Source organism: Pseudomonas sp. H3_E07, from assembly GCF_054668895.1.
This window is the reverse complement of the sequence record NZ_CP162795.1, coordinates 744139-767597: the sequence shown is the minus strand read 5'-3', so window position 1 is coordinate 767597 and position 23459 is coordinate 744139. Positions and strand designations below refer to the sequence as shown.

The 23459-nt window shown below is 61.2% G+C and carries 24 protein-coding genes; 6 read left to right on the top strand and 18 right to left on the bottom strand.

Features of this window, described 5'->3' with window-relative positions; all coding sequences use genetic code 11:
• Positions 1 to 52: 52 nt before the first annotated feature.
• Both AB4O08_RS03365 and AB4O08_RS03360 read right to left on the bottom strand, forming a co-directional pair.
• Positions 53 to 1219 carry a catalase family protein gene (locus AB4O08_RS03365; protein WP_044286921.1) on the bottom strand — a complete coding sequence of 389 codons (1167 nt, stop codon included), beginning with the start codon at positions 1217 to 1219 and terminating at the stop codon, positions 53 to 55.
• Positions 1216 to 3024, bottom strand: a complete 1809-nt coding sequence (locus AB4O08_RS03360) for a di-heme-cytochrome C peroxidase (RefSeq protein WP_042572438.1) — start codon at positions 3022 to 3024, stop codon at positions 1216 to 1218. The genes AB4O08_RS03365 and AB4O08_RS03360 overlap by 4 nt, the downstream gene beginning before the upstream one ends.
• A 258-nt stretch (positions 3025 to 3282) precedes the next feature.
• On the opposite strand from AB4O08_RS03360, the gene AB4O08_RS03355 reads away from it, so the two are divergent.
• From AB4O08_RS03355 to AB4O08_RS03340, 4 genes are all read left to right on the top strand, one after another.
• Complete coding sequence (locus AB4O08_RS03355; protein WP_010211620.1) at positions 3283 to 4014, top strand: FKBP-type peptidyl-prolyl cis-trans isomerase; 732 nt, start codon at positions 3283 to 3285, stop codon at positions 4012 to 4014.
• A gap of 319 nt (positions 4015 to 4333) precedes the next feature.
• Complete coding sequence (locus tag AB4O08_RS03350; RefSeq protein WP_010211619.1) at positions 4334 to 4792, top strand: YkvA family protein; 459 nt, start codon at positions 4334 to 4336, stop codon at positions 4790 to 4792.
• A 94-nt stretch (positions 4793 to 4886) separates the two neighbouring features.
• Positions 4887 to 5228 (top strand): helix-turn-helix domain-containing protein, encoded by a 342-nt coding sequence (locus AB4O08_RS03345; RefSeq protein WP_010211618.1) that lies wholly within the window; start codon positions 4887 to 4889, stop codon positions 5226 to 5228.
• Entirely contained in the window at positions 5225 to 5596 is a 372-nt protein-coding gene (locus AB4O08_RS03340; RefSeq protein ID WP_005786715.1) for a hypothetical protein, read from the top strand. Before AB4O08_RS03345 ends, AB4O08_RS03340 begins: the two co-directional genes overlap by 4 nt.
• On the opposite strand, the gene AB4O08_RS03335 is transcribed toward AB4O08_RS03340, so the two are convergent.
• Both AB4O08_RS03335 and AB4O08_RS03330 read right to left on the bottom strand, forming a co-directional pair.
• A complete protein-coding gene (locus AB4O08_RS03335) occupies positions 5593 to 7362 on the bottom strand; it encodes a bifunctional diguanylate cyclase/phosphodiesterase (RefSeq protein ID WP_042571656.1) in 1770 nt (589 codons plus the stop codon). The genes AB4O08_RS03340 and AB4O08_RS03335 overlap by 4 nt on opposite strands.
• A gap of 117 nt (positions 7363 to 7479) precedes the next feature.
• Positions 7480 to 9561, bottom strand: a complete 2082-nt coding sequence (locus AB4O08_RS03330; RefSeq protein ID WP_175439673.1) for a carboxy terminal-processing peptidase — start codon at positions 9559 to 9561, stop codon at positions 7480 to 7482.
• 138 nt (positions 9562 to 9699) lie between these two features.
• Between AB4O08_RS03330 and AB4O08_RS03325 the strand changes: the two genes are divergently transcribed.
• Positions 9700 to 10662: a zinc-binding dehydrogenase gene (locus tag AB4O08_RS03325; RefSeq protein ID WP_010211614.1), complete on the top strand. Its 963-nt coding sequence runs from the start codon at positions 9700 to 9702 to the stop codon at positions 10660 to 10662.
• A 144-nt stretch (positions 10663 to 10806) separates the two neighbouring features.
• On the opposite strand, the gene AB4O08_RS03320 is transcribed toward AB4O08_RS03325, so the two are convergent.
• From AB4O08_RS03320 to AB4O08_RS03295, 6 genes are all read right to left on the bottom strand, one after another.
• A complete protein-coding gene (locus AB4O08_RS03320; protein WP_010211613.1) occupies positions 10807 to 11460 on the bottom strand; it encodes an HAD family hydrolase in 654 nt (217 codons plus the stop codon).
• A 30-nt stretch (positions 11461 to 11490) separates the two neighbouring features.
• Positions 11491 to 12480: an ABC transporter ATP-binding protein gene (locus tag AB4O08_RS03315; RefSeq protein ID WP_021492106.1), complete on the bottom strand. Its 990-nt coding sequence runs from the start codon at positions 12478 to 12480 to the stop codon at positions 11491 to 11493.
• On the bottom strand, positions 12477 to 13277 hold the full coding sequence (locus AB4O08_RS03310) for an ABC transporter permease (protein WP_044286923.1): 801 nt from the start codon (positions 13275 to 13277) through the stop codon (positions 12477 to 12479). The genes AB4O08_RS03315 and AB4O08_RS03310 overlap by 4 nt, the downstream gene beginning before the upstream one ends.
• The gene (locus AB4O08_RS03305) at positions 13264 to 14100 is read right to left on the bottom strand and encodes an ABC transporter permease (protein WP_044286925.1); all 837 of its coding nucleotides are present in this window, start codon (positions 14098 to 14100) and stop codon (positions 13264 to 13266) included. Before AB4O08_RS03305 ends, AB4O08_RS03310 begins: the two co-directional genes overlap by 14 nt.
• Positions 14097 to 14903 (bottom strand): alkaline phosphatase family protein, encoded by an 807-nt coding sequence (locus tag AB4O08_RS03300; protein ID WP_010211609.1) that lies wholly within the window; start codon positions 14901 to 14903, stop codon positions 14097 to 14099. The genes AB4O08_RS03305 and AB4O08_RS03300 overlap by 4 nt, the downstream gene beginning before the upstream one ends.
• 205 nt (positions 14904 to 15108) lie before the next feature.
• Positions 15109 to 16185 carry an ABC transporter substrate-binding protein gene (locus tag AB4O08_RS03295; RefSeq protein WP_010211608.1) on the bottom strand — a complete coding sequence of 359 codons (1077 nt, stop codon included), beginning with the start codon at positions 16183 to 16185 and terminating at the stop codon, positions 15109 to 15111.
• Positions 16186 to 16532: 347 nt separating this feature from the next.
• Here AB4O08_RS03295 and AB4O08_RS03290 point away from each other — a divergent pair, with 347 nt between their 5' ends.
• Complete coding sequence (locus AB4O08_RS03290) at positions 16533 to 17246, top strand: UTRA domain-containing protein (RefSeq protein WP_010211607.1); 714 nt, start codon at positions 16533 to 16535, stop codon at positions 17244 to 17246.
• Positions 17247 to 17317: 71 nt separating this feature from the next.
• Here the strand turns inward: AB4O08_RS03290 and AB4O08_RS03285 are convergent, their stop codons facing one another.
• From AB4O08_RS03285 to AB4O08_RS03250, 8 genes are read right to left on the bottom strand one after another with little or no spacing between them, the layout of a single operon-like run.
• The gene (locus tag AB4O08_RS03285; RefSeq protein ID WP_183701523.1) at positions 17318 to 18232 is read right to left on the bottom strand and encodes a metal ABC transporter substrate-binding protein; all 915 of its coding nucleotides are present in this window, start codon (positions 18230 to 18232) and stop codon (positions 17318 to 17320) included.
• Complete coding sequence (locus AB4O08_RS03280) at positions 18232 to 19131, bottom strand: metal ABC transporter permease (RefSeq protein ID WP_460114704.1); 900 nt, start codon at positions 19129 to 19131, stop codon at positions 18232 to 18234. The genes AB4O08_RS03285 and AB4O08_RS03280 overlap by 1 nt, the downstream gene beginning before the upstream one ends.
• Complete coding sequence (locus tag AB4O08_RS03275) at positions 19128 to 19874, bottom strand: metal ABC transporter ATP-binding protein (RefSeq protein ID WP_010211602.1); 747 nt, start codon at positions 19872 to 19874, stop codon at positions 19128 to 19130. Before AB4O08_RS03275 ends, AB4O08_RS03280 begins: the two co-directional genes overlap by 4 nt.
• Entirely contained in the window at positions 19871 to 20791 is a 921-nt protein-coding gene (locus AB4O08_RS03270; protein ID WP_042571651.1) for a metal ABC transporter substrate-binding protein, read from the bottom strand. Before AB4O08_RS03270 ends, AB4O08_RS03275 begins: the two co-directional genes overlap by 4 nt.
• A 19-nt stretch (positions 20792 to 20810) precedes the next feature.
• Positions 20811 to 21371, bottom strand: a complete 561-nt coding sequence (locus AB4O08_RS03265) for a DUF6162 family protein (protein ID WP_460114703.1) — start codon at positions 21369 to 21371, stop codon at positions 20811 to 20813.
• Entirely contained in the window at positions 21368 to 21697 is a 330-nt protein-coding gene (locus AB4O08_RS03260; protein ID WP_045792346.1) for a hypothetical protein, read from the bottom strand. Before AB4O08_RS03260 ends, AB4O08_RS03265 begins: the two co-directional genes overlap by 4 nt.
• Positions 21694 to 22230, bottom strand: coding sequence for a hypothetical protein (locus AB4O08_RS03255; protein ID WP_010211598.1), 537 nt, complete (start codon positions 22228 to 22230; stop codon positions 21694 to 21696). Before AB4O08_RS03255 ends, AB4O08_RS03260 begins: the two co-directional genes overlap by 4 nt.
• Positions 22227 to 23429, bottom strand: coding sequence for a PepSY-associated TM helix domain-containing protein (locus AB4O08_RS03250; protein WP_241912383.1), 1203 nt, complete (start codon positions 23427 to 23429; stop codon positions 22227 to 22229). The genes AB4O08_RS03255 and AB4O08_RS03250 overlap by 4 nt, the downstream gene beginning before the upstream one ends.
• Positions 23430 to 23459 lie beyond the last annotated feature (30 nt).

Below are 23459 nucleotides of genomic sequence, written 5' to 3'. Positions count from 1 at the left end.
TCAATAGACCCGACGCAATCCTTACGCCGTCGGGCCTGATGTTATGCATTCTTTACGGGGCGTTGCGGCTGTGGCGGTAATCGCTGACCGCTTCGTACACCGCCTTGCGCAAGCGGTTGATACCGCCGATAGGGCGGTGTTCCGCTACACCAAACCAGGGGTTGAACGATTGGTTGTCGCACGCCAGGTTCTGCTCGGGTGTATCGAAATCCTGCGCCGGGATGCGCACCTTGGCCACCGTTTCATAGGGCGCATCGCTCTCCTTCCATTCGATGCTGGTGTCTTCGATGGGCATGAAAGTCTGCGGGTTCTGCCGCTGGATCTGCAGCACGAAACACGCAGGTATGCGGTCGGTGGACAACTGCTGGCTCAAGGCGCTGCGCAGGAAGTTCGGCAAGTCCTGGTTTTGCTTGGGCAGTTGATATTCCGGGCAGCTGAGCGGGTCGGGCGCGACGCGGAACTTGGCGTTGGCCGCCCCGAACTTGTAGGGCGAGACCGAAAAGTACGTCGTTTGCGTCGGGCTGGCCGGTGCGGGGGCCAGGGTCGCCAGGGCGATAAACAGGTGGCGCACCTGCCAGGTCCGCGGGTCTGCCTTGGGGAAGAACGCCAGGACTTTCTTGCCGTCCGCTTGTGCGCCGATGTTCTGCGCATACTCCGCTACATCGCTGACAAAGAAGTTCGGGTGGCTGAACATCACGAAGTCCTGTTCCGTGCGTGCCTGTTGATCGGCCAGCAGTTGTTTGCCCGGCACGTCCAGCAGCTTGAGTGCCATGCCCCGCGCATCCCGGATGCTGTCGAACTGTGGGTAGGCGTTGCCGTTGGACAGTCGCATCATCGCCTGCCAGGTCTTGCCCGGCTCGGCGAACACGCCCTGGCGCAGCGCCGGGTCGAGATCGGCCAACACGCTGACTTCGGCCTTGACGCAACCATGGGCCTTGGCATGGGCATCGCGCAGGTAGCGCGTGCCTTCGCGGTGCTGGTCAACGATGCGCACGGCCGTCTGGATAATGCCTTGGGTCATCGCTGCTTCGCCCGGCGGAATCTGCTCATTCGGCGACACCGGGCCGCTGTGTTGCCAGGCGTACCAGGCGGTAGCGGCCAGCCAGCCGAGCAGGCCGAGGCCCACCAGCCACAGCAGGGTCTTGCCCAGAAACGCGCCGATGCGCAGCCATAGGCGGGCGAGCAGGGAAGGTCGGTCGTAGGGGGATCGAATCATCATGGCAGTTGTTGCTCCAGCGGGCCGCCCAGTACTTTGAGGTATTCCAGCAGCGCCCAGCGTTCCTGCGGTAGCAGGCCACGGCCGATCACGCCATTGCCACGACTGCCGGCACGGAATTCGTGACCGCTGTTGTGGTTGCCGGTGATTTTGGTGTCGAACAGAAAGGCATTCTTGAACGCACCGGTCTCAAAGCCGAGGTGGCGCGGGTCGTAGTTGAAGGTGCCTTTATAGAAGGTGGTGCTGCGCTCGTCCTGGGGCGAGAGCAACTGATAGATCGTCGGCACCGAACCGTTATGCAGGAACGGCGGTGTCGCCCAGACGCCTGCCAATGGCCGCGCCTTATAAGCTCGCAGTTCACGCACGCCAATGGGCAGGCCGTAGCCGTCCAGGCGCGGGCGCTCGTCCGGGGTCACGCCGGCGGCGCGGTAGGCATGTTCTTCGACGAAAGCGGTGACGTAGGCGAGGCCCTTGGCCACGGACATTTTTTTCAGGTCCAGTGGCTCGGTCGGCGTGGGGTGCAGTTCGACGTTGAGTTTGGCCAGTTCCGCCAGGTCCCATTGCAGGGCGCTGAGGTCGTAGCGCTGATCGGCGATGTTGCTGGCAGTGCCGGGGTCGGTGCCGATGTAGGCCACTGGCAGCATTTTCAGCTGTTGCACAGGACGGCCGTTTTCCTGGGTAACGCTGGGCACATGGCAGCCGGCGCAGTTTTCGGCGAACAGTGCGCGGCCTTGGGCGGCGAGCGGCTTATCAATGGTGCCGAACAGATTCTCGGGCCAGGTCGGGGCCTTGAGGCGTTGCAGGGTTTCTTCGATCAGGTTGAGGTCGCGCACCCTTACGCTGGAAGGGTAGCGCGCATCGCCCTGGAGCGGTTGGCCGGCGTCGTCGAAAAAGGTCAGGGTCGCGCCGACACCCAGCGCTTCGCCGATGTTGCGTGCCATGGGCTGTTGGGCCGAGCCGTTCCATTGCACCCAGTCGAAGGTCCAGATATCCCACAACTGCGGGTAGTCCACCGGCGCATTGGCGACGCGATAGTTGTCGGGAGAAATGGCGTCGCCAAAGCTGGCGTTGGCAATGCGGCCAAAGGCGTCCGTGCGGCCGGGACCTTCTTCAGTGGGGTAGAGGCCACGGTGGGTATCGTTCCAGGCCACCTTGAGGAATTTGTTCAGCGACTGCTTGAAGTCTTGGCGCAGTTGTTTGTGCTCGGCGTCGTAGCGATCTTTCAGCACCTGGCGGGCAAAGCGTTCGAACTTCCATGGGTTGTAATAGGTGGCCGCCAGGCTCGCGACCAGGGCCTGGCCGAAACTGCCGCCGCGCAAGGTCGGCACGCTGGAGGGCAGCACGTGCTGGGCGGAACCGCCGTCGATCCGCAGGGCTTGGTTTTTGTAATGCAGTTCGCCGGTGTGGCAGGCGGCGCAGGTGATATCCAGGTACTCGACGTTGCTGCCGGCGTTTTTGTGCCGGGCGAAACCCACGGGCAGGTTGCCGGGGTTTTGCGCCGTGGGCAGTTGCTTGGGGTCGACCAGGAAACCGAAGCGGGCCAAATACGCTGGCGTGGCAAAGCGCTGCTCGGAAAACGGCAATTCCAGGGCAGTGAACCAGTCGTAGTGCAGGCCTTTTACCTGGGTGCCCTGGGGCGTGAAGTAGTAGGTCTGGCGGTCGGCGGCACTCCATTGTTCCTGGTAGTGCACCTGCTCCACGGGCACATAGTCCGGCAGCTTGGGGTTGATGGTGTAATAAAGCACCACGGCCAGGATCAGGCCCAGTGCTATTAATATCAGGAGTAAAACACGGGAAAAAATGCGCAAGATGGCTATCCTTGTCTCGGCCTTGTCGAGGTGTCGCGTTGTTATGCCACTACGCCACAAGGGCGGCAAGTGGCCATGAGCCTGGTAGCAGGCGGCCCCACGATCCTTCGCGGGCCCCCATCATGAATGAAAATGCTTTTAAACACGTGAACTTATCAGAAGTTTCCTGCTCACATGCCGGTAGCCATTGGTCGTGGCCGCCTGATAAGCTCGCGACTTTATTCGAATGCCCTATTGGCGCATGAACAAGGAAATAGCATGAAACAGCATCGGTTGGCGGCGGCGGTGGCCCTGGTTAGCCTGGTACTTGCGGGTTGTGATTCGCAGACCAGCGTAGAGCTGAAAACCCCGGCGCAGAAAGCTTCCTACGGCATCGGCCTGAACATGGGCAAAAGCCTTGCCCAAGAAGGCATGGATGACCTGGATTCCAAAGCAGTAGCCCAAGGCATCGAAGATGCTGTCGGCAAAAAAGAGCAGAAGCTCAAAGACGACGAGCTGGTTGAAGCGTTTGCCGCACTGCAAAAGCGTGCTGAAGAACGCATGACCAAGATGAGCGAAGAGTCGGCAGCCGCCGGCAAGAAATTCCTCGAAGACAACGCCAAGAAAGACGGCGTCGTCACCACCGCTTCCGGTCTGCAGTACAAGATCATCAAGAAAGCCGATGGCGCACAGCCTAAGCCGACTGACGTGGTGACTGTGCACTACACCGGCAAACTCACCAACGGCACCACCTTTGACAGCTCCGTGGATCGCGGTAGCCCGATTGACCTGCCGGTCAGCGGCGTGATCCCAGGTTGGGTCGAAGGCCTGCAACTGATGCACGTCGGCGAGAAGGTCGAGCTGTACATCCCTTCGGACCTGGCCTACGGCGCACAAAGCCCAAGCCCAGCGATCCCAGCCAACTCCGTGCTGGTATTCGACCTGGAGCTGCTGGCCATCAAGGATCCAGCTAAAGCAGAAGCACCTGCAGCACCAGCCGCCAAGAAGTAATCGGCGCCTGAACATACAACGCCCCGTCTAGACGGGGCGTTGTTGTTTCTGGGGGGCATCGTTCTAAATGGGGGAGCTGCGCAGATCCAAACGAACGTCTGTGGCAGGTAACAGTCTGATATAAGACTCGAGTACGGGTAGCCGCACATCAACGCCAAGTCAATGAAATCTTGGGTTTTTTTTCAGTGCGCAAAAAATGCCCGATCTGACTGAAAGCCTTGTAATACGTGGCTTTCAGCGCGGAAAATAGGCTCTGTTCACAAGGTTATCCACAATTTGTGTGGATAACCTTTTATGTCGCCTGGAACTGGAGTGACAGATGAAACCACCCTTCAATTTCACCCGTTTCCTGCCCATGGCCGCGCGTCTCCTAGGGCGTGGACGTTTGCCGACGTTACTGTTCGCGGTGGCGGCCAAGGGCTCCAGCCAGGGCAATCGCCTGGGCAAACTCAAGGATGACTTCAAGTTGCTCCAGGCGCTGTGCCTGGCCTACTGGCGCGGCGAGTACCGGGCGATCAGCCCCAAGGCGCTGATCTCGGTGGTGGCGGGGTTGATGTACTTCCTCAGCCCGATTGATGCCATTCCGGACTTTATCCCCATGTTCGGCATGCTCGACGACATTGCCGTGCTGGCATGGGTCATGAAGACCCTGGAAGGCGAACTGAGCGCCTTTCGTGCCTGGCGTGACGCCCAGCGCCCGGAAAAGCTCGCCGTGGTTGAGCGACTGCCTGCGACGCCCGCGCTGCTGGCCAAGGAAAACCCGCAAAAAAACGGATGACACGGTATATCCCCCTGCGACCTTTGTGGCTGTTAGGATTACACTCCTAAGGAAAGAGCTTACTCAGTAAGTGTTGTTATCCTACGGGGCGGTCATGGATATTCAGATAATTTCACGCAATGGCGAACCCGAATACGCGGTGTTGCCATGGGATCAGTACCAGGCGCTGCTAAAAGCTGCCGGTCAGCAACAACCGACGTTACCTCCTCTCTCATCGACTGCCCAAGCCGCCCCTGACCAGGACCTGCGCCCGCTTGCAGACCTGCGCGGCTTGCGTGAGGCCAAGGGCCTGGCGATCGAAACCCTGGCACGCACTGTGGGGATCAGCCCCTCATATCTTGGATTGATTGAAAGTGGTGAACGCCAGCCGGATGCCGCGATCCGCCGCAGCCTGGCCTGGGAATTGGGCGTTGCAGGTTGGAGGGATGAATCTTGAGCCTACGTATCAGCCGTCAACACTGGGATGGATTACTCAACGAACTGGACCAGGCTCGCCGCCAGCGCCATCTGCTGACCTACCGCGCGCTGCTGGAGCGCCTGCAATTTCCCACGCCCGCCATGCAAACCCTGGCCGCCGCCCTGGAGCACCTGGCGGCGCTGGACGCCAAGGCCGAACAGCCGTTGCGCAGCTCGCTGGTGATCAGCCAGGGCGCCAGTCGCCTGCCGCGTACCGGTTTTTTTGAATGTGTGGAGCGCCTGGGGCGTTTCAGTGGGCCGTCCGATGGCGTGGCCGCCGCGTCCTGGCACGCCTCCGAAGTGGTGCGGGTGTTCGAATACGAGTACCCGGAATCCGCCGAGGCTTAAAGCGCCTGGGGTAGTGCGTCCATGCTGTCGATCACATGGATGCTATAGCCGGCCATATCCTTGGCATGGTGCTTGGCTTGCGATGCCAGCTCCGCCAACTGGCTGGCATCGAGTTGTCCACAGGCCTGTGGATACAAATGCACCACGCCGATGGACAGTGACAGCAGCGCAAACTCCTGGCGTACGCCCTGGCGGTTGAGCGCCACGAAACAACCGGCCTCCAGGTGTTCGGCGCGGTAGAAACGTCGGCATTGGGTGTGGAAGTCATCCAGCAGCTGATTGAGGCGTTTACGCCAATCCTGCGGGCCCAGCACCAGCAAAAAGTCATCGCCGCCGATATGCCCGACAAAGTCGCGGCTGGGGTCGACGCGGTCGTTCAAGCACTGCGCCAGGCACAACAAGACCTCATCCCCACGCCCATAGCCGTAGATATCGTTGAACGGCTTGAAGCTGTCGATATCCACATAGCAGATCACCGATTCGCGCTGTTGCTGCAACAGGCGCGTCAGGCATTGCTGGATCGGCACATTGCCCGGCAGTAGGGTCAGCGGATTGGCGTAGCGCGCTTGCTGGATCTTCAACTCGGTGATCAGCTTGAGCACATCGATCACCCGGCCCAGGCCCAGATAATCACCATTGAGCGTGATGATAAAGTCTTCTTCGATGCGTTGCCGTGCACGGCTGGTGAGCAAACGGCTGACCTGCTGCAGAGACTGGCTCAGCTCCACCGCCAGGAAGTCGGTGCTCATCAAGCGGCTGATGGGTTTGCGCGCAAACAGGTCGGTGGCGAAGGGTTTCAGCAGCGCGTCCGACAGCGAATGCCGGTGGACGATACCGATCGGGTGCCCGCGCCCATCCAGCACCGCCAGGGAATTGAGGTTGGCTTGGCGCCGGAACGCTTCCAGCACCTGGGCGGTGGCGGTGTCCTGATCCACCGCCGGTTGTTCGTTGAGCAAGGCGCTGAGGTCGCTGCCTTCATCGTTCAGCGCCACGTTGGCGCTGTCAGGCTTGGGCAGCATCAGGCGTGCTTCCTGCGGCGGTTGCTCCTGCGGACGGCAGAGCAGGTAGCCTTGAACCAGGTCCACCCCCATCTCGGTCAGTACCGCCAACTCTTCAGGCAGCTCGATACCTTCGGCAATCACTTGGGCACGCGACGCCCTGGCGATTTGCAGGATGGAGCCGACAAATTCCCGCTTAAGCGCATCCTGATGGATGCCGTCGATGAAGTGTCGGTCGATCTTCACGTAATCCGGGCGCAACTCCGACCATAGACGCAGGCTGGAATAGCCGGCACCCAGGTCATCCAAGGCGATCGAGAAACCCATGTTGCGGTAGTGGTGCAGCGCCGTTTGCAGCAGGTCGATATCGTTGGTGGGGGTTTGCTCGGTGAGTTCGATCACCACTTGGCTCGGTGGAATGCCGAAGTCATGCAGCAGTTGCAGGGTGCGCCCCGGCTGATGCGCGGTTTCCATCAGGGATTGCGGCGAAACGTTGAGGAACAGCTTGCCCGGCAGCTTCTGTTCACTGAAGCGGCGGCACGCGCTTTCGCGGCAGGCGATCTCCAGTTCACTGAGCCGTCCGGCCTGGCTGGCCACGGAGAACAGGGCGACGGGGGAGTGCAGCGGGCTGTTGGACGGCCCACGACTGAGGGCTTCATAGCCGAGAATGCGTCGGTCAGAGAGGCTGATGATCGGTTGGAACAGGCTGTGCAAACTGCCTTGAGCCAGGATAGAGCCCAATGCATTCAGCTGTTCGGTCATGGTCATGGCGATCTCGATCGAAAAAAAGGACCGCAGGCTGGCAGCCTGCGGTCCTTCATTTCACGACAGAATGATGTCTATATGATGACACTCCAGGGAGCCATCACATTAAATCGCCATCATTTACTGCTTGGCTACCTGTTTGGTGATCTTCAGGTAATCCAGCAGGATCCGGCCCGTCTCGGCCAGGTAGGCGTCGTCTTCCGGCTTGGTTTTTTCGGCTTCGGTCGGCAGCGCGTCTTCGTCTTCTTTCTTCAGCTCCTTGAGTGGATCTTCACCCTTGGCCTTGCGGCGGATGTTTTCCAGTGCAAGTTGCTTGTTTTCGATGTCGGCGTGCTGCGCGCGGCGATCCACTTCATTGAGGCTGACGGTTTTTTCTTCCATCAGCTTCTTGGCCAGGGCCAGCTTGTCGCGGATGAACACGAACTCGGCATCCTTGGCGGAGCGGGTGTCGTGGTCGGCCTTCAACTGCGCCAGGAATGGCTTGAACGGGTCAGAGGCCGGCTTGATCGCAGGGCGGATGGTGTCCCATGGCATGGCTTCCGGCAGAGCGCTCTCGCCGATTTCCTTGGTGTCGATGATCGACGGGAAATCGATGTCCGGCAGTACGCCCTGGTGCTGGGTGCTCTGCCCGGAAACCCGGTAGAACTTGGCCAGTGTCAGTTTCAGCTCGCCATGGTTAAGCGGCTGGATGGTCTGCACGGTGCCTTTGCCGAAGGTCTGGCCGCCGATGATCATCGCGCGGTGATAGTCCTGCATGGCGCCGGCGAAAATCTCCGAAGCCGAGGCCGACAGGCGGTTGACCAGCAACGCCATAGGGCCTTTGTAGAAGGCGCCTGGGTTCTCGTCTTCCAGCACGTCGACACGGCCGTCAGCGTTGCGCACCAACACAGTCGGGCCCTTGTCGATGAACAGGCTGGTCAGTTCGGTGGCTTCCTGCAGTGAACCGCCGCCGTTGTTGCGCAGGTCGATGACCACGCCGTCGACTTTTTCCTTCTGCAGTTCTGTCAGGATTTTCTTAACGTCGCGGGTGGTGGACTTGTAGTCCGGATCGCCAGCGCGGAAGGCCTTGAAGTCCAGGTAGAACGCCGGGATTTCAATCACGCCCAGCTTGTAGTCCTTGCCATCCTGCTTGAGGTTGAGGACTTTCTTCTGCACGGCCTGGTCTTCGAGCTTCACCGCTTCACGGGTGATGGACACGATCTTGCTGGTCTGGTCGTTTGGCGCATTGGTGTGCGGAATCACTTCCAGGCGCACCACGCTGCCTTTCGGCCCACGGATCAGCTTGACCACTTCGTCCAGGCGCCAGCCGACCACGTCGACCATCTCTTTGTCGCCCTGGGCAACACCGATGATCTTGTCGGCCGGAGCGACCTGCTTGGTCTTGTCCGCCGGACCTGCCGGCACCAGGCGCACGATCTTGACCTGGTCGTTGTCGCTTTGCAGGACGGCACCGATGCCTTCCAGCGACAGACTCATGTTGATATCGAAATTTTCTGCGTTATCTGGCGACAGATAATTGGTGTGCGGGTCGTAGGACATCGCGAAGGTGTTGATGTAGGCCTGGAAGATATCTTCGGCACGGGTCTGGTCCAGACGTGCGAGCTGATTCTTGTAGCGCTTGGTCAACAGCTCCTGGATGGCCTTCGGCTCTTTGCCGGCGATCTTCAGGCGCAGCACTTCGTCCTTGACGCGTTTGCGCCACAGGTCGTCGAGGGCGGCGGTGCTGGTCAGCCAAGGCGCGTCCTTGCGGTCCACCAGAAGGGTTTCCTTCTGGGTGAAGTCGAGCTTGTCGACGCCTTTGTCCAACTGGCCCAAGGCGAAGTCCAGACGCGCTTTGACGCGGTCCAGGTAGCGCTTGTAGATGGTAAAGGCGGGTTGCAGGTCGCCGCTCTTGAGGAAGTCGTCAAACTGCGTCTTCCACTTGTCGAACTCGGCAATATCGCTGGCCAGGAAGTAGCTGCGCGACGGATCCAGCAGCTTGAGGTAGCTGTCATAGATGATCACCGAGCGCGCGTCGTCCAGCGGCGGCTTGCTGTAGTGATGACGCTTGAGCAACTCGACGACGTTAAGGCTGGCAATCACCTCATCGCGATCCGGCTGAAGGTTGTCCCAGCTGTTGGCTGCGAACGTATTGGTCGACATCGACGCGAAGCCGAGACCAATGAAAAGAGCGAGGGCGGTGCTGGGGAACAAATGCTTCATGCTGATTCGACGCGGGGGCAATTGATAACGCATATTAGGCCGTCTTTGAGGGAGCCGGTTCCATATGGTCCGGTCGCATAATGCAAAAAGCCCGGCGATACAGCTACGGGCTCAGTCCAGACTCACTATGGAGGCACTGTGAAAGCATTGCAAGGCGTTGACGGTCATGTGGAGTGGTTGGACGAACCCAGTCCTACCTGCGATGTAGGGCAAGTTCGCATTCGCGTGGCGGCAGCGGGCCTCAATCGCGCCGATTTGTTACAGCGCGCGGGGCTCTATCCGCCGCCACCGGGTGCCAGCCACGTGTTGGGCCTGGAGTGTTCCGGGGTGATCAGCGAAGTGGGGGCGGGCTCATCCTGGCAAGTGGGCGACCGCGTGTGCGCACTGCTCGCCGGTGGCGGCATGGCCGAAGAAGTGGTGGTGGATGCGCGCCACGTACTGCCTGCGCCGGAAGGCTTGTCGCTGATCGAAGCGGCGGCGCTGCCTGAGGTGTACAGCACGGCGTGGCTCAATTTGTTCCAGTTGGCGGGCCTCAAGCCCGGCGAGAAGGTGCTGCTGCATGCCGGCGCCAGTGGCGTTGGCTCTGCCGCAATCCAGCTGTGCAAGGCGTTTGGCAGCCCGTGCTGGGTCAGCGTTGGCTCGGCGGACCGCCTGGCCTATTGTGAGGAACTGGGTGCCCAAGGCGGCGTGGTGCGCACCGACGGGATCGAAGGGCTGCGGGATTTCGGGCCGTTCGATGTGATCCTCGACCCGGTGGGTGGCAGCTACGCGGCGCTCGACCTCAAGTTGCTGGCCCTCGATGGGCGCTGGGTATTGATCGGCTTGATGGGCGGTCGCGACGCGCAGCTGGATCTGGCCCAGGTGCTGGGCAAGCGGATTCAGCTATTGGGTTCGACCCTGCGCAGCCGCAGTGATCAGTTCAAGGCTGATCTGTTCAGTGACTTGAGCCAGCATGTGTGGCCGTTGTTTGTTGAAGGGCGGTTGAGCCCGCAGCTGGCCAAGACTTTCCCGATCAAGGATGCCGAAGCGGCGTTCGCCGAGTTGGCGACTAACCAGATTTCCGGGAAATTGGTGTTGGTGATTGACGAAACCCTGGTCTGACCTGGATTGAAATGCAGTCAATGTGGGAGCGGGCTTGCCCGCGAAGGCGATGTATCAGTGAAGAATATTTCATCTGACACATCGCCTTCGCGAGCAAGCCCGCTCCCACATGTTGATCGCATTTCAATTTCTGAAGGGGCTGTGTCAGGTCCAGTGGTGGATCGGCCAGCCGGCCGTTTCGGCATGCTCGCGCAATACCGGGTCCGGGTTCACCACTTGCGGGTAGTCCACCTTGAGCAACAACGGCAAATCATTGCGCGAGTCCGAATAAAAGTACGCGCCTTCCAGCGATTCGCCTGCCTGCTCAAGCCACTCAAGCAGCCGCGTGATCTTGCCCTCGCGATACGTCAGCACATCGACCGTACGCCCGCTGTACACACCATGGCTGACGTCAAGGTTGATCCCCAACACTTCATCAATGCCGATCCGCGCCGCAATCGGCGTGACTAGGTGCGTGCCCGAGGCGGAGATCACCAGGATCCGGTCGCCATTGGCACGGTGGCGGGCGATGGTTTTGGTGGCGTCGCTGTAGATCAGCGGCTCGATCACGTCTTCGACCCAGGGCTCCACCAAGTGCTCGATTTCTTCCGGCGTGCGGCCGATCATCGGCTCCAGGCTGAAGTCCATGAACTCTTCCATCCGCAGCTTGCCTTGGCTGTAGGCGTCCATCAGCTCGTTGTTCTTGCGCATGAACGACTCAGGGTCGACCCAGCCCAGCCGGCCCATCTGCTCACTCCAGAGGGTGGCGCAGTCGCCATGGATGAGGGTGTCGTCCAGATCAAAAATTACCAATGCCATCCGTCATGCTCTCTCAAATGAAACGTTGCATCAGGCTACTTCACACAGGGCACTGGGGTCGATGGAAAGTGCCAGGCGTTGCCCGTCCGGATGCAGGTCATCGGCCGAACGGTTGAGCACATCTACCACCAGTTCTACACCGCGTGCTTCGATGCGGTAGCGAATCACGTTGCCCAGCAGGCTGTGGCTGCGCACCAGCGCATCCAGTTCGCCGGTGCGGCTCAGCTCAATGGCCTCCGGGCGAATGGCGATACGGCTGCTGATCGGGCGTTGCAACAGTTGGGTGGCCTTGTCGGCGTCGAGCAGGTTGTAGTTACCGATGAACCCGGCGGCGAATACATCCACCGGCGCGGTGTAGAGCGTTTCGGCATCGCCGCTTTGCACGATCTTGCCTTGGTTCATCAGGAAGATCCGGTCGGACATGGTCAGCGCTTCTTCCTGGTCGTGGGTCACGAAGATGGTGGTCAGCCCCAGTTCGCGTTGGATCTGGCGGATCTGTTCACGCAGGTGCTTGCGAATCCGCGCATCCAGCGCCGACAGCGGCTCATCCAGCAGCAACAGGCGCGGACGGGTGACCAGCGAGCGGGCCAGGGCCACGCGCTGGCATTGGCCACCGGACATCTGGTGCGGGTAGCGGCCGGCGAGGTCCTTGAGTTCGACCAATTGCAGCACTTCCTGCACGCGTTTGTGACTGTCATCGGCGTTGACTTTTTGCATGCGCAGGCCGAAGGCGACGTTCTGTTCCACGGTCATGTTGGGAAACAGCGCGTAGCTCTGGAACACCATGCCGATATGGCGTTTCTGCGGGCTCAGCGGGACGATGTCCTGGCCATCCAGCAGAATTTTCCCACTGTCCACTGACGTCAGGCCGGCGATGCAGCGCAGCAGCGTGGACTTGCCGCACCCGGACGGGCCGAGCAGGGTGACGAACTCGCCCTTGGCGACTTCGCAGTTGATGTCACTGAACACCGGGGTGCCGGCGTAGCTTTTTTGCAGGTGTTGGACGCTGACGAAGCTCATTGGCTTTTGTCCTTGTTCAAGATGTTGGCGGCCCAGGTCAGCACCAGCACAAAGAAGAAATAGGAAATCACGACGGCACTGGTGAAGTGACCGCTGCTGTTGCGCATGTTGTTCAGGTACACCTGTAATGTTTCGTAGCGGGTGCCCACCAGGATATTGGCGAACACGAACTCACCGAACAGGAACGAGAACGACAGCAGCAACGCCACCATCAAGCCTTTGCGCAGGTTCGGCAGCACCACCAGGATCGCCGCTTGCCAGGTGCTGGCGCCGAGCAGTTGTGACGCGTCCATCAGGTCGCGCAGGTTAATGGCTTGCAGGTTGTTGGTGATCGCCCGGTACATGAACGGCAGTGCGACGGTGAAGTAGCAGCCGATCAAAATCCACGGCGTGCCCACCATCGCCATCGGCCCGGAGCCATACAGTTGCAGCAAGCCCACCGACGACACCACGGGCGGCACCGCGAAGGGCAGCAGGATGAGGATGTTCATCAGCGCATCGAGCTTGGGGAAGTGGTAATGCACCACGAACAGCAGCGGCAGAATCAACACCACCGACAGGATCAGCGCGCCCACACACACCAGCAATGATTGCCCGAAGGCCATCAAGAAGCGTGGGTCGCTCCACAGCTGCACGTACCATTTCACGGTAAAACCGGCAGGCAGAATGGTTGCCGACCAACTGCTGGCAATGGAGTAGACAAAGGTGCCCGCCAGCGGCAACACCAGGATCGCAAATAACAACCACACCACTACCCGATGGTAGAGGGAGGCCGGGCCGGCTTCAGCGCGAGACATGGTAGCTCCTCTTGAGCAGCAGTTGATGGACCACGGTGACTACGGTCATCAGCGCCACCAGCACCACGGCCAGGGCGCTGGCCAGGTACGGGTCGAGGGACACATCGCCGGACACCAGCCCCGCAATGCGGATCGGCAGCACGTTGAAGTTGCCGGTGGTCAAGGCGTAGACCGTGGCATAGGCGCCGAGGGCATTGGCCAGCAGAATCACGAAAGTGCCCAGTAGGGCAGGGGTGAGCACCGGCAGGCCGATATGCCGCCAGAACTGCCAGCCATTCGCGCCCAGCAGGGACGCCGACTCACGCCAGTCTTCGCGCAGCGCATCGAAAGCCGGGTACAGCAGCAGCACGCCCAGCGGAATCTGGAAGTAGGTATAGAGGATGATCAACCCGGTTTTGGAATACAGGTTGAAGTCCTGAATGATCCCCGCCTGCTTGAGCATGATGGTGATGCTGCCGTTGAAGCCCAGCAGGATGATGAATGCGAACGCCAGTGGCACGCCGGCGAAGTTGCTGGTCATGTTGGCGAAGGCGGTGACGAAATTGCGCAGCGGCGAATCCACCCGGCGCAACGAGTAGCTGCCCAGCGTGGCAATGATGATCCCGAAGATGCTGGAGTAGAAGCTGATCTCCAGGCTGAACTGGATGGCTTGCAGGTAGAACTTCGAGCTTAAGATCCGCGTGAAGTTTTCCAGGCCCCAGCCAGCCTCTTCGGTTTGCAGGCTGTTGATCAGCACCCACACCAGCGGGGCGATTTCGAACACGATAAAGAACAGCGCGAAGGGCACCAGGCACAGCAGTGCCAGCCATTTACCACGGATCATTTCAGCAGCTCCCGGCATGCAGGTTTGTCGTGGGGCACGCCCAGCAACTCGCAGACGGTGCCGCACAGCTCGGTCTGTTTTGGCGTCGCGTTGGGGTCCAGGCTGAAGGCATCGCCAAGGACAAACAGCGGCACTTCACGCTCTTCTGGCAGCAGGCCGTTGTGGGAACGATCGTTGTTCATGCCATGGTCGGCGGTCACCAGCACCTGGTAGCCCGCATCGAGCCAGGCTTGCAGGTAGTCAGCCAGGATGATGTCGGCCGCCCGTGCGCTGTTGCGGTATTGCGGCGTATCGAGGCCGTGCTTGTGGCCGGCGTCGTCGATGTTCATCGGGTGCACCACCAGGAAGTTCGGCGCGTGCTTGAGGCGCAGGCTTTCGGCGTCGGCAAACAGGTGGGAATCCGGGTAGTGGTCATTCCAGTAGAAATGCCCGTGCTGGATCGCCAGTGCCTTGTCGTCGGTATGACGGTCGCGGGCGGCAAGGAAGGGCGTGCGGTTGTACAACTCGCTGACCCAGTGGTAAGCCGCCGCTGCCGTGGTCAGGCCGGCGTCGGTGGCGTAATGGAAAATGCTGCGCTGGTTGGACAGGCGCGAGACGTTGTTGTGGACGATGCCGCTCTGGATCGGAGGCACGCCGGTGAGTACGCATTCATACAGCGGGCGGGACAGGGCGGGCAGTTCACATTCCAGTTTGTAGAGGGCTGCGCGTCCTGCGCCGACATAGGCCTGCAAGTGCCCCATGGCGTGTCGGGCCACCTCAAAGTTCAGGCCGTCGAGCACGACAAGGATGACATTGTGCTTCATGGGGGGAGGCGCTCCGCAACAGTAGACTTGACTCAATTTCATCGGATGAGCGGGGTCAAAAGTGTGGGAGCGGGCTTGCTCGCGAAAGCGCTGTGTCAGGCGAAGAATCAGTTGACTGAACCGACGCATTCGCGAGCAAGCCCGCTCCCACACAAGCCCGCTCCCACAGTGGATCTCCAGTGGAGCTCCACTGCGAGTGGCGGACTTACTTCATCTCTACGATGACCTGCTCGTTCCACAACTGCGGCAGCTTCTTGGACGTCGCTTCCCAGGCTTCGGCATCCTTGATCGGCTGCGGGTTGGCCTTGGTGTACTGCTCGCCCGGGATCAGGTTCTTGGCGATGTCGGCCGGCAGTTTCAGGTCGGTTTCAGCGCGGATCGGACGCGCATTGCCTTTCGCCAGGTTGAGCTGGCCGGCGTCGCTGAAGATGTATTCGCGGGTCAGCTTGGCGGCGTTCGGGTGTTTGGCGTATTTGTTGATGATGGTGGTGTAGCCGGATTTCACCGAGCCATCCGATGGGATCAGCACCACGTAGTCATCCGGGTTGGCCATCTTGGCCTTGTAGCTCAGGCCGTTGAAGTCCCAGACGATACCCACTTCGACTTCGCCTTTTTCCATGGTGGCAATGGTCGGGTTGGACAGGCCGAGACGACCTTGCTGGGCAATCTTGGTGAAGAATTGCAGGCCTGGGGCGATGTTCTTCTCGTCGCCCTTGTTGGCGATGGCGGCAGCGAGTACGGCGTTGGAGGCCTGGGCCGCGGTGCTCACGTCACCAACGGAGACCTTGTATTTGCCGGTCTGCAGGTCAGCCCAACTGGTAGGAACCTCGGAACCGTGCAGCAGCTTTTTGTTGACGATAAACGCGATGGTGCCGGTATAGGCCAGGGCCCAGTGACCGTCTTTGTCCTTAGCCCAATCCGGCACCTGGGCCCAGGTGGACGGTTTGTATGGCTGGGTGACTTCCTGCTTCACCGCAATCGGTCCGAACGCCGCGCCCACGTCGCCGATATCGGCGCTGGCGTTGTCTTTCTCGGCCTTGAACTTGGCAATCTCCTGGGCCGAGCTCATGTCGGTGTCGATGTGCTTGAGGCCGTAGGTCTTGGCCAGGTCTTCCCAGGTGCCCTTCCAGTTGGCCCAGTCATCGGGCATGCCGACACTGTTTACAGCGCCTTCTGCCTTAGCGGCAGCTTCCAGGGTTTTTAGATCGGTATCAGCGGCCATGGCGGCGGTGCACATGGCAATGGTCGAGCCTAACAGTGATGCCAGGAAAAGCTGTTTCATCCGAAGCTCCTTTGGGCGTTTTCAACGCGGCGGTTTTTTCTGCGGTGTTGTTGGTCTAGGTCAGAGCAATACCTGAGCCAATCTAGACGCGATGGATGACAGTTTCATGTCGATGTCGTTTTTAAAGCCTCGATGTCGCTCAGCGCAGACTTAGCGTAGACCATGCTCAAGTGCCCGTAGTGACTGGACTTGGCCGATGTATTGCAGGGTGTGCTGCGAGGGATGCACACGGACTGTCATCTGTCGGTCATCTGTAATGCCTAGGCTGGCACGCAACCGTGCAAGCCCATTTACGGAGCGGTTTGTGCACCTTGTCGGTGCTGGTCTAGTCCAGATAGGTAACGTTGATGCGTGATGAGGCAATCAAAGCGGTGACATCCATCGGCCTGGCGCTGCAAGAGCAGATCGACCACGGCCTGTTGCCACCTGCCAGCAAATTGCCCGCCGAACGCAAGCTCAGCGAGTTGTTTGGTACCACCCGGATTACGGTGCGGGAAGCCTTGTTACAACTGGAGGCCCAGGGCCAGATCTATCGCGAGGAGCGGCGCGGCTGGTTTGTCTCGCCGCCACGGCTGGCCTACAACCTGATGCAACGTAGCCACTTTCACGCGATGGTCAGCGACCAGGGGCGGGTGGCGTCCACGGAAGTGATTTCCGCGCGGCTCCAACCGGCCTCGGCGGCGGTGTGTGCGTGGTTGCAGTTACCGGCGCTGTCCAGCGTGATCCAGATCTGCCGGGGCCGGCGGATTGACGGGCGCTTGGTGCTGTATGTAGAGCACTACCTGAACCCGCAGTATTTTCCGGGGATCCTGGCGTGTGATTTGAATCAGTCGATGACTGAGCTGTACGCGCGAAAGTACGACCTGCACTACGGTCGAGTGCGCTTTGAAATCGTGCCGACATCACTGCCGGTGGAAGCCGCCGCTGCATTGCGTGTGTCGGTGGGCAGCCCGGGCTTGCGTATCGCCCGGGTCAATTATGACCAGCACCAGCGTTTGATCGACTGCGACCTGGAGTTCTGGCGGCATGATGCCATCCACGTTGGCGTGGATGTTGTGTAGCCACCGGACTGAATGACACACCACAAACCCACAGTTGAATCGAGCCATAGGCATGACCGATCGGTGGGTTGTCAGGGTGTGAGCGCGTCGATCAACTGACCCACATTGGTCTCCAACTCTGTCACCGGCTCCGCACCGTCCACATTCAATACCAGCAGTTTCGAGCCCCCGGCGCTAACCGCCGCCTTGACCGCCTCACTCGGCTGACGATGATGCAGCACCACCGCCACCTCGTTGTCCTTCAACTCGGCACTCAGCTTCTGCAACGCCTCAGGTGTCCAGTCAGCGTCGGGCCGCGCATCGGTACTGAGCACTTCCAGGTTCAAACTGCTGACCAGGTACGCGAAGTGGTCACTCAGGCTGACCACGCTCAGGTTGTCCGCCTTGGCCAGTCGCGCTTCGCTGTCGGCGGTGAGCTTGAGCAGGCGCTGCTTGAGGGCGGCGAGGTTGGCATCGATCTTCGGCTTGGCAGTAGGGGCCAGGCGGCTCAGGTCGGCGGCCAGCACATCGGCCATGCGCCCCATGTTGTTGCTCGACTGCCAGGGCTGGCTGTTCAAGCCGTCGGTGACACCCGGCTGCACCGCAATGCCCGGCAAACCGCCGTCCACCGGGCGTGCAGCGTCGACTTCGACGATGCGGATGTTGCTGCGCCGCGCCACCGGGTAGAGCGGGTCATCAGCCCACAACGAGCGCAGGCCGATGGCGGCGTCGGCGTCCAGTGCCAATGTGTTCAGGGCCGGGGCGCCACGGCCGGTGAAGTAGGACACTTGCCGCGAACCGGGCAGGTTGGCCGGGGCGGCGCGCTCAAGCTGTACGTCGGTGCCTTTTAATAGCACCTCAGCCAGGCCGTAGGTGATCGCAAGCGAAGCAAGCACTTTGACCGGCTTTGCCGCGTGGGCGGCCGATTTGGCCGTTTCAGCCGCCATCAGTGGCGTGGTGAACAAACAAGCGATGGCCAGGGCCAGAGGATGAAGAACGGAGCGCATTATCCAAGATTCCCTTTGAGGCCGGGCACAGTGCCGCGCGCGATGGCGGCCAAGGCGAAGGCGATACCGGCGACCAGGATGATGGCGGCGCCGGACGGCACGGGCAGGTCGAAGATGATCGGCAGCAGGATCCCGCACAGGGTGCTGACGGTGGCAATGGCGACCGAAACCCAGAAGAAACCCTTGAGCGACTGGCTCAACAAACGCGCCGCGGCTGCCGGAATCACCAGCAATGCACCCACCAGGATCGCGCCGATGACCTTGACCGCCGCGACGGTGATCAGCGTCACCAGGATCACGAACAGGTAGTCCAGGGTTTTCACGGCGACGCCGCGCACCGCCGCCAGTTGCGGATTGAAGCTGGCCAACATGATGCGGTTGTACAGCGGCAGCGCCAGGGCCATCACCAGCGAACCGACAACCGCCAGTACCAGCAGGTCGTTGCCGTTGACCGTCAACACCGAGCCAAACAGCACGTTCTCGAGGATGTGCACGTTGATCTTGCCCGCCAGGATCAGCAACAGGCTCGCACCCAGCGCCAGGGACACCGACAGGAACACGCCGATCAACGTATCCGGCGCCAGGCCGGTGCGATTGCGCAGGTAGTTGAGCAGGATGCCGAACAGCAGGCAGTAGCCGAACAACGCGCCATACGGACCGGTGTAGGGCTCACCCAGCAGGATGCCTACGGCCACGCCCGTCAGCGCGGCGTGGCCAACCGCTTCGGAGAAAAACGCGAAGCGCTTGACTACCACCAGCGTGCCCAGGCCGCCCAGCACCGGGCCGATCAGCAGACCGGCGAGCAGGGCGTTGACCACAAAACCGTAGGCCAGCGCCTCCGGCAGGTAACCGGAAGAGGCCCAGCCCTGGACCATCAAGCGAAAGGCTTCATAACTCATTGCGCCGGGCTCCGAGGGTGGGTGGAGAACAGGGTGAGCAGGCGATCCGGGGTCAGGGCCTCCTTGGGTGTGGCGTCGAACAGCACGCGGCGGTTCAGGCCGGTGACGCGATCAGCCAGACGGCCTACGGCCTCCAGGTCATGCTCGATCCACAGCACCGTGATCCCGGCCAGGCGCCAGTCATTGAGCAGGCGCTCGAAGACCTGGATACCGGCTTCGTCGAGGGCCGACATGGGTTCATCCAGTACCAGCAATTGCGGCGCCGGGATCAGGCCCTGGGCCAGCAACACGCGCTGGCGTTCACCGCCGGACAGCGCGCCCATGCGCCGCTTGCGTTTGTCCTGCATGCCAACGCGCTCCAGCGCGTCCCCAATCGCGCCGGCGTAATGCTTGGACAAGCCAAGAAATGCAGGGCGCCGTTGGCACATAGCCGCCATGAAATCATCCACGGTCATCGGCAAACCACGGTCGAATTCCAGGGCCTGGGGCACATAACCGATGGTGCCGGGCGCGGCCGGCCAGTGCAGGCTCAAGCGGCCCTGGTGAGGCGTTTGCCCGAGCAGCGTCTTGATCAGCGAACTTTTGCCGCCACCGTTGGGGCCGACCAGTGCATGGATACTGCCCGGCTGTACCTGGAAACGCACGTCATCAAGGATCACGGTGCGACCCAGGGTCAGCGATACCTTGTCGAATTCAAGCGTCGGGCCGACGCTGACCGCACTCAACTGTTCCGCCGCCGTCATGCCCCCGACTCCTGAATCGCCCGCACCACGGTATTGAGGTTGCCGGTCATCTCCACTTCGTACTTCTCGGCGCTGTATTCGCCGTAGGAAATATGTGACAGCGGGTACAGCTTGACGCCCGACTCGCGCTGGATGGTGTCGACGTAGGTGGACGGGAAATCCATCTCCGAGAAGATCACCTTTACGTCCAGGGCGCGCAGTTCATCGATGGTTTTTTTCAGCTGGCTCGGGCTGGGTTCGATGCCGTGGGCGGGTTCGACCACGGCGGTGACTTCCAGGCCGAATTCGCGCAGCAGGTAGTCATAGGCTGCGTGCACAGTCGCCACGCGCAGGTCCGGGTTGGGGGCGCTGGTCAGCTTGGCCAGGGCATCGGCGCGCATCTGGCGCAGACGCTTGCCGTAGGCACGGGCATTCTGGGTGTAGGTCTTGGCGTTGTCCGGGTCGAGCTTGCCCAGTTCGCGGGCGATGTTATTGACCTGGGCAATCGACGCACTGATCGACAGGAAGGTATGCGGGTTGACCACCTTGCCGGCACCGCGCGCGGCGTTACCGGTGGCGGCCAGCAGCGGCACGTTAGCGTTGGCCTCGATCACCGGGATGTCCGGACGTTCGCTGGTGGCAATCATGCGGTCGGCGAAATCATCGTGGCCGACGCCGTTGAGCACAATCACGTCCAGGGTCCCGATACGTTTGATGTCTTCGGCGCGCGGCTCGTAGGCATGCGGGTTGAAACCGGCCGGAATCAGCGGTACCACCTCGGCCTTGTCGCCGACGATATTGGCCACATAGCTGTAATAAGGATGCAGGGTGATGCCGATTCGCAGGCGTTTGTTCGCCTCGGCGTTGGCGAGCGGGGCGAGTACCAGGCTGAACAGGCCAACCAGCAACAGGCGCAACAGGGGAGATGAAATGGACATGGGCAATCGGTCTTCTCGTTCAGTGACGGTGCTGGCGGGTGACGCCGGCATCGAATTGCGCAACCACTTGCTGCCAGCCGGCTGCGATCAGCGCCTGGTCAGTGAGGTTGGAGGGAGCGGCGAGGTTGGCTTGGCGATTGAGCCAGATATCCGGCTCGGCCCCGTGCACGCGCATCAACAGCGAGCCGCTGGTGCCGGGCGCCTGGCTCAACCCCAGGTAGGCCGAAGGTTCCAGCAATTGCCAACGATGATCACCCCGGCTGACCGAACTGGCGTCCTGGGCAAAGGGTGCGAAGCCTTCTTCGGCCAGTTGCGCAGGGCTGGGCAGTGCACTTTGCTCCTGCTGCAACAGCTGGATTTCATCCAGGGTCACCCGCAGGTCGGCGTAGATGCCTTGCTCGGCGGCGCTCAGGTCGCGACGGGCATCCAATTGGTGGCTGGGTACTGCCGCCACTTCCTGGGTTTCACCGTGCAGCGCGATCACCGAACCCGCCACCGCCAGGATGATCAGGCACAACAACAGCACATAGAGGGTTTCGTGGCCGGCACCGGCGGGTCGTACAACCTGTGTGGTACTCATTGCGGCTGGATATCCGCTTGGTCGATTTCCACCACGTGGCCTGGGCCCGCATCAAACAGCACATAGAACTCGGCCGACGGTTTCTTGAAGGTCAGGGTCGAGTCCTCACCCAGCTTGCCGGGCACCAGGATGGTTTCGTCGTAACCGATCACGTCCAGGGTCACGCCGGGCGCGCCGCTGCCGTCGGAGAAACCGCCTTTGCACTGGATCTGCTCGCCGGGGATTTCCTTGCACTCGCACATCGGGTTGTGGGCCAGGGCAACAGTACTGAAGCCGGCGCACAGCAACAGAACGCCGCAGGCGCGGGTCAGGCGCATCAAAGTCATGGTTTAACTCCTTGCTTGTTCAGCCAGGCAATAGTGGCAGGCGAGGCCTGGCTCAGCGGGATGGAGCCCTGGTGCATGCTGCCGTCCCAGCCTTCCATGGTGACCCACAGTTCGGCATCGGCTGGCGTGCGTTCCGGGATCGGCAGGCCGGCGCCCATGCGGTAGGGGGTGCCGAAGAAGATCACACCGGCGGCGCGCAGGCTGCGTGGCTTGCCGATGCGCAGGTAGGTGGCCTTGACCTGGTTGGCGCAGGTGTCACACAGGGCGGCGTTGAAAAACTTCATCGGGCCGGCCGGGTCGGGGCGCGGGCCTTCATTGCGAAACTCCGCGAGGGTCAGGCTCCAGGGGCCTACCTGCACTTCACCGGCCACGCGCTCGCCGATGCCGGTGTCGCCGCGAAACAGCGCGGCGTCGGCGAAGTACTTGGGCATGAAGCCCAGAGGGATCAGCAACAGCAGCACATTGATGTGGAAGCGCCACTTCAGCCAGAAGGCCCGCAGTGGCGAAGGCGGTACAGCAGCGACCTTGCTCATGAGTTGGCCTCCGAAGTTTCAGCCTGCAGGGCCGGGATGGACGCCGGCTGTTTTTGAATCTTGGCTTCACGTTTGAGGGCATTGAGGGTGGCCAGGGCGGTGCGCTTGGTCCAGATCAGCAGGCCGCTCAACACCATCATGCTCATGATCAGGCCAAAGAATGCCCAGATCAGCTTGATCCAGATCCCACCAAAGTCGCCGGTGTGCAGGGGGCGCATGGATTCGGTGACGAACTCCAGCTTCGAGCGGTCGGACAGCAAGTGCGCCGCCGCGACTTCGCCGTCATAGGGGTTGATCTGTGCGGTCTGGAACATCAATGGGTACCAGCCGCGCCCGCTGATCTGCAGGTGGCTGTAGGCGTTGAGCGGCAGGCTGATGAAACTGGCCTCCAGGCCAGGGATGCGCTGGGTGGCGATCTTGAGCGCCTCGTCCACGGGAATCATGGGGGCCGGCACGCCGGGTGCCGACATCGGCACCTTCTCACGGGCAATCACCGGGATGACCGGTTCGGTGGAAATCGAGATCTGGTTGTCTCCCAGGATCGCCCGGATCAGGAACCAGATGCCGGTGACGGAAATCACCGCAATAAACCAGATCGACCAGATCCCGCTCAGACGGTGGAAGTCGCCCCAGAAAATCCGCGCGCCGTGGCGGATACGCAGGGTCGGGCGCAGGAAACCCTTCCAGAAACGCTTGTACACCACCAGCCCGGTGACCAGCGACGCCAGCAGCGGGATGCCGAGTGCCGACACCAGGTACCAGCCCCAGCTGTAGCCATTGGTGAATGGCACCAGCCACCAGCCGTGCAGGGCGCGGGTGAACTGCTGGAAGTTGAAGGACGGGCTGATGCCCTGGATCGCACCGGTATAGGGGTTGACGTAGACCTCTACCGAACGCCCGTCGGGGTAGCTGAGATTGACGCTGAGGGCGAAATGGGATTCGTCGGGGCGACTGATCGACTGGACGAACACCTGCGGTTCATCGCGCTTGATCGCGGCGATCACCTGGTCATAGCTCAGCGGTTCGGCATCATCCGTCGGCTTGCTCGCGCGGATATCCGGGTTGGCCAGCCAGACGATCTCCTGGCTGACCACCGCCAGGGTGCCGGTGACGCAGACGATCAGTACGAAGAACCAGATGGGCAAGGCCAGCCAGCTATGGACGAGAAACCAGAGTTTGGAGCGTGACTTCTTCGACATGTGAATGAGGGTCTTGATCGGAGAGGGGCA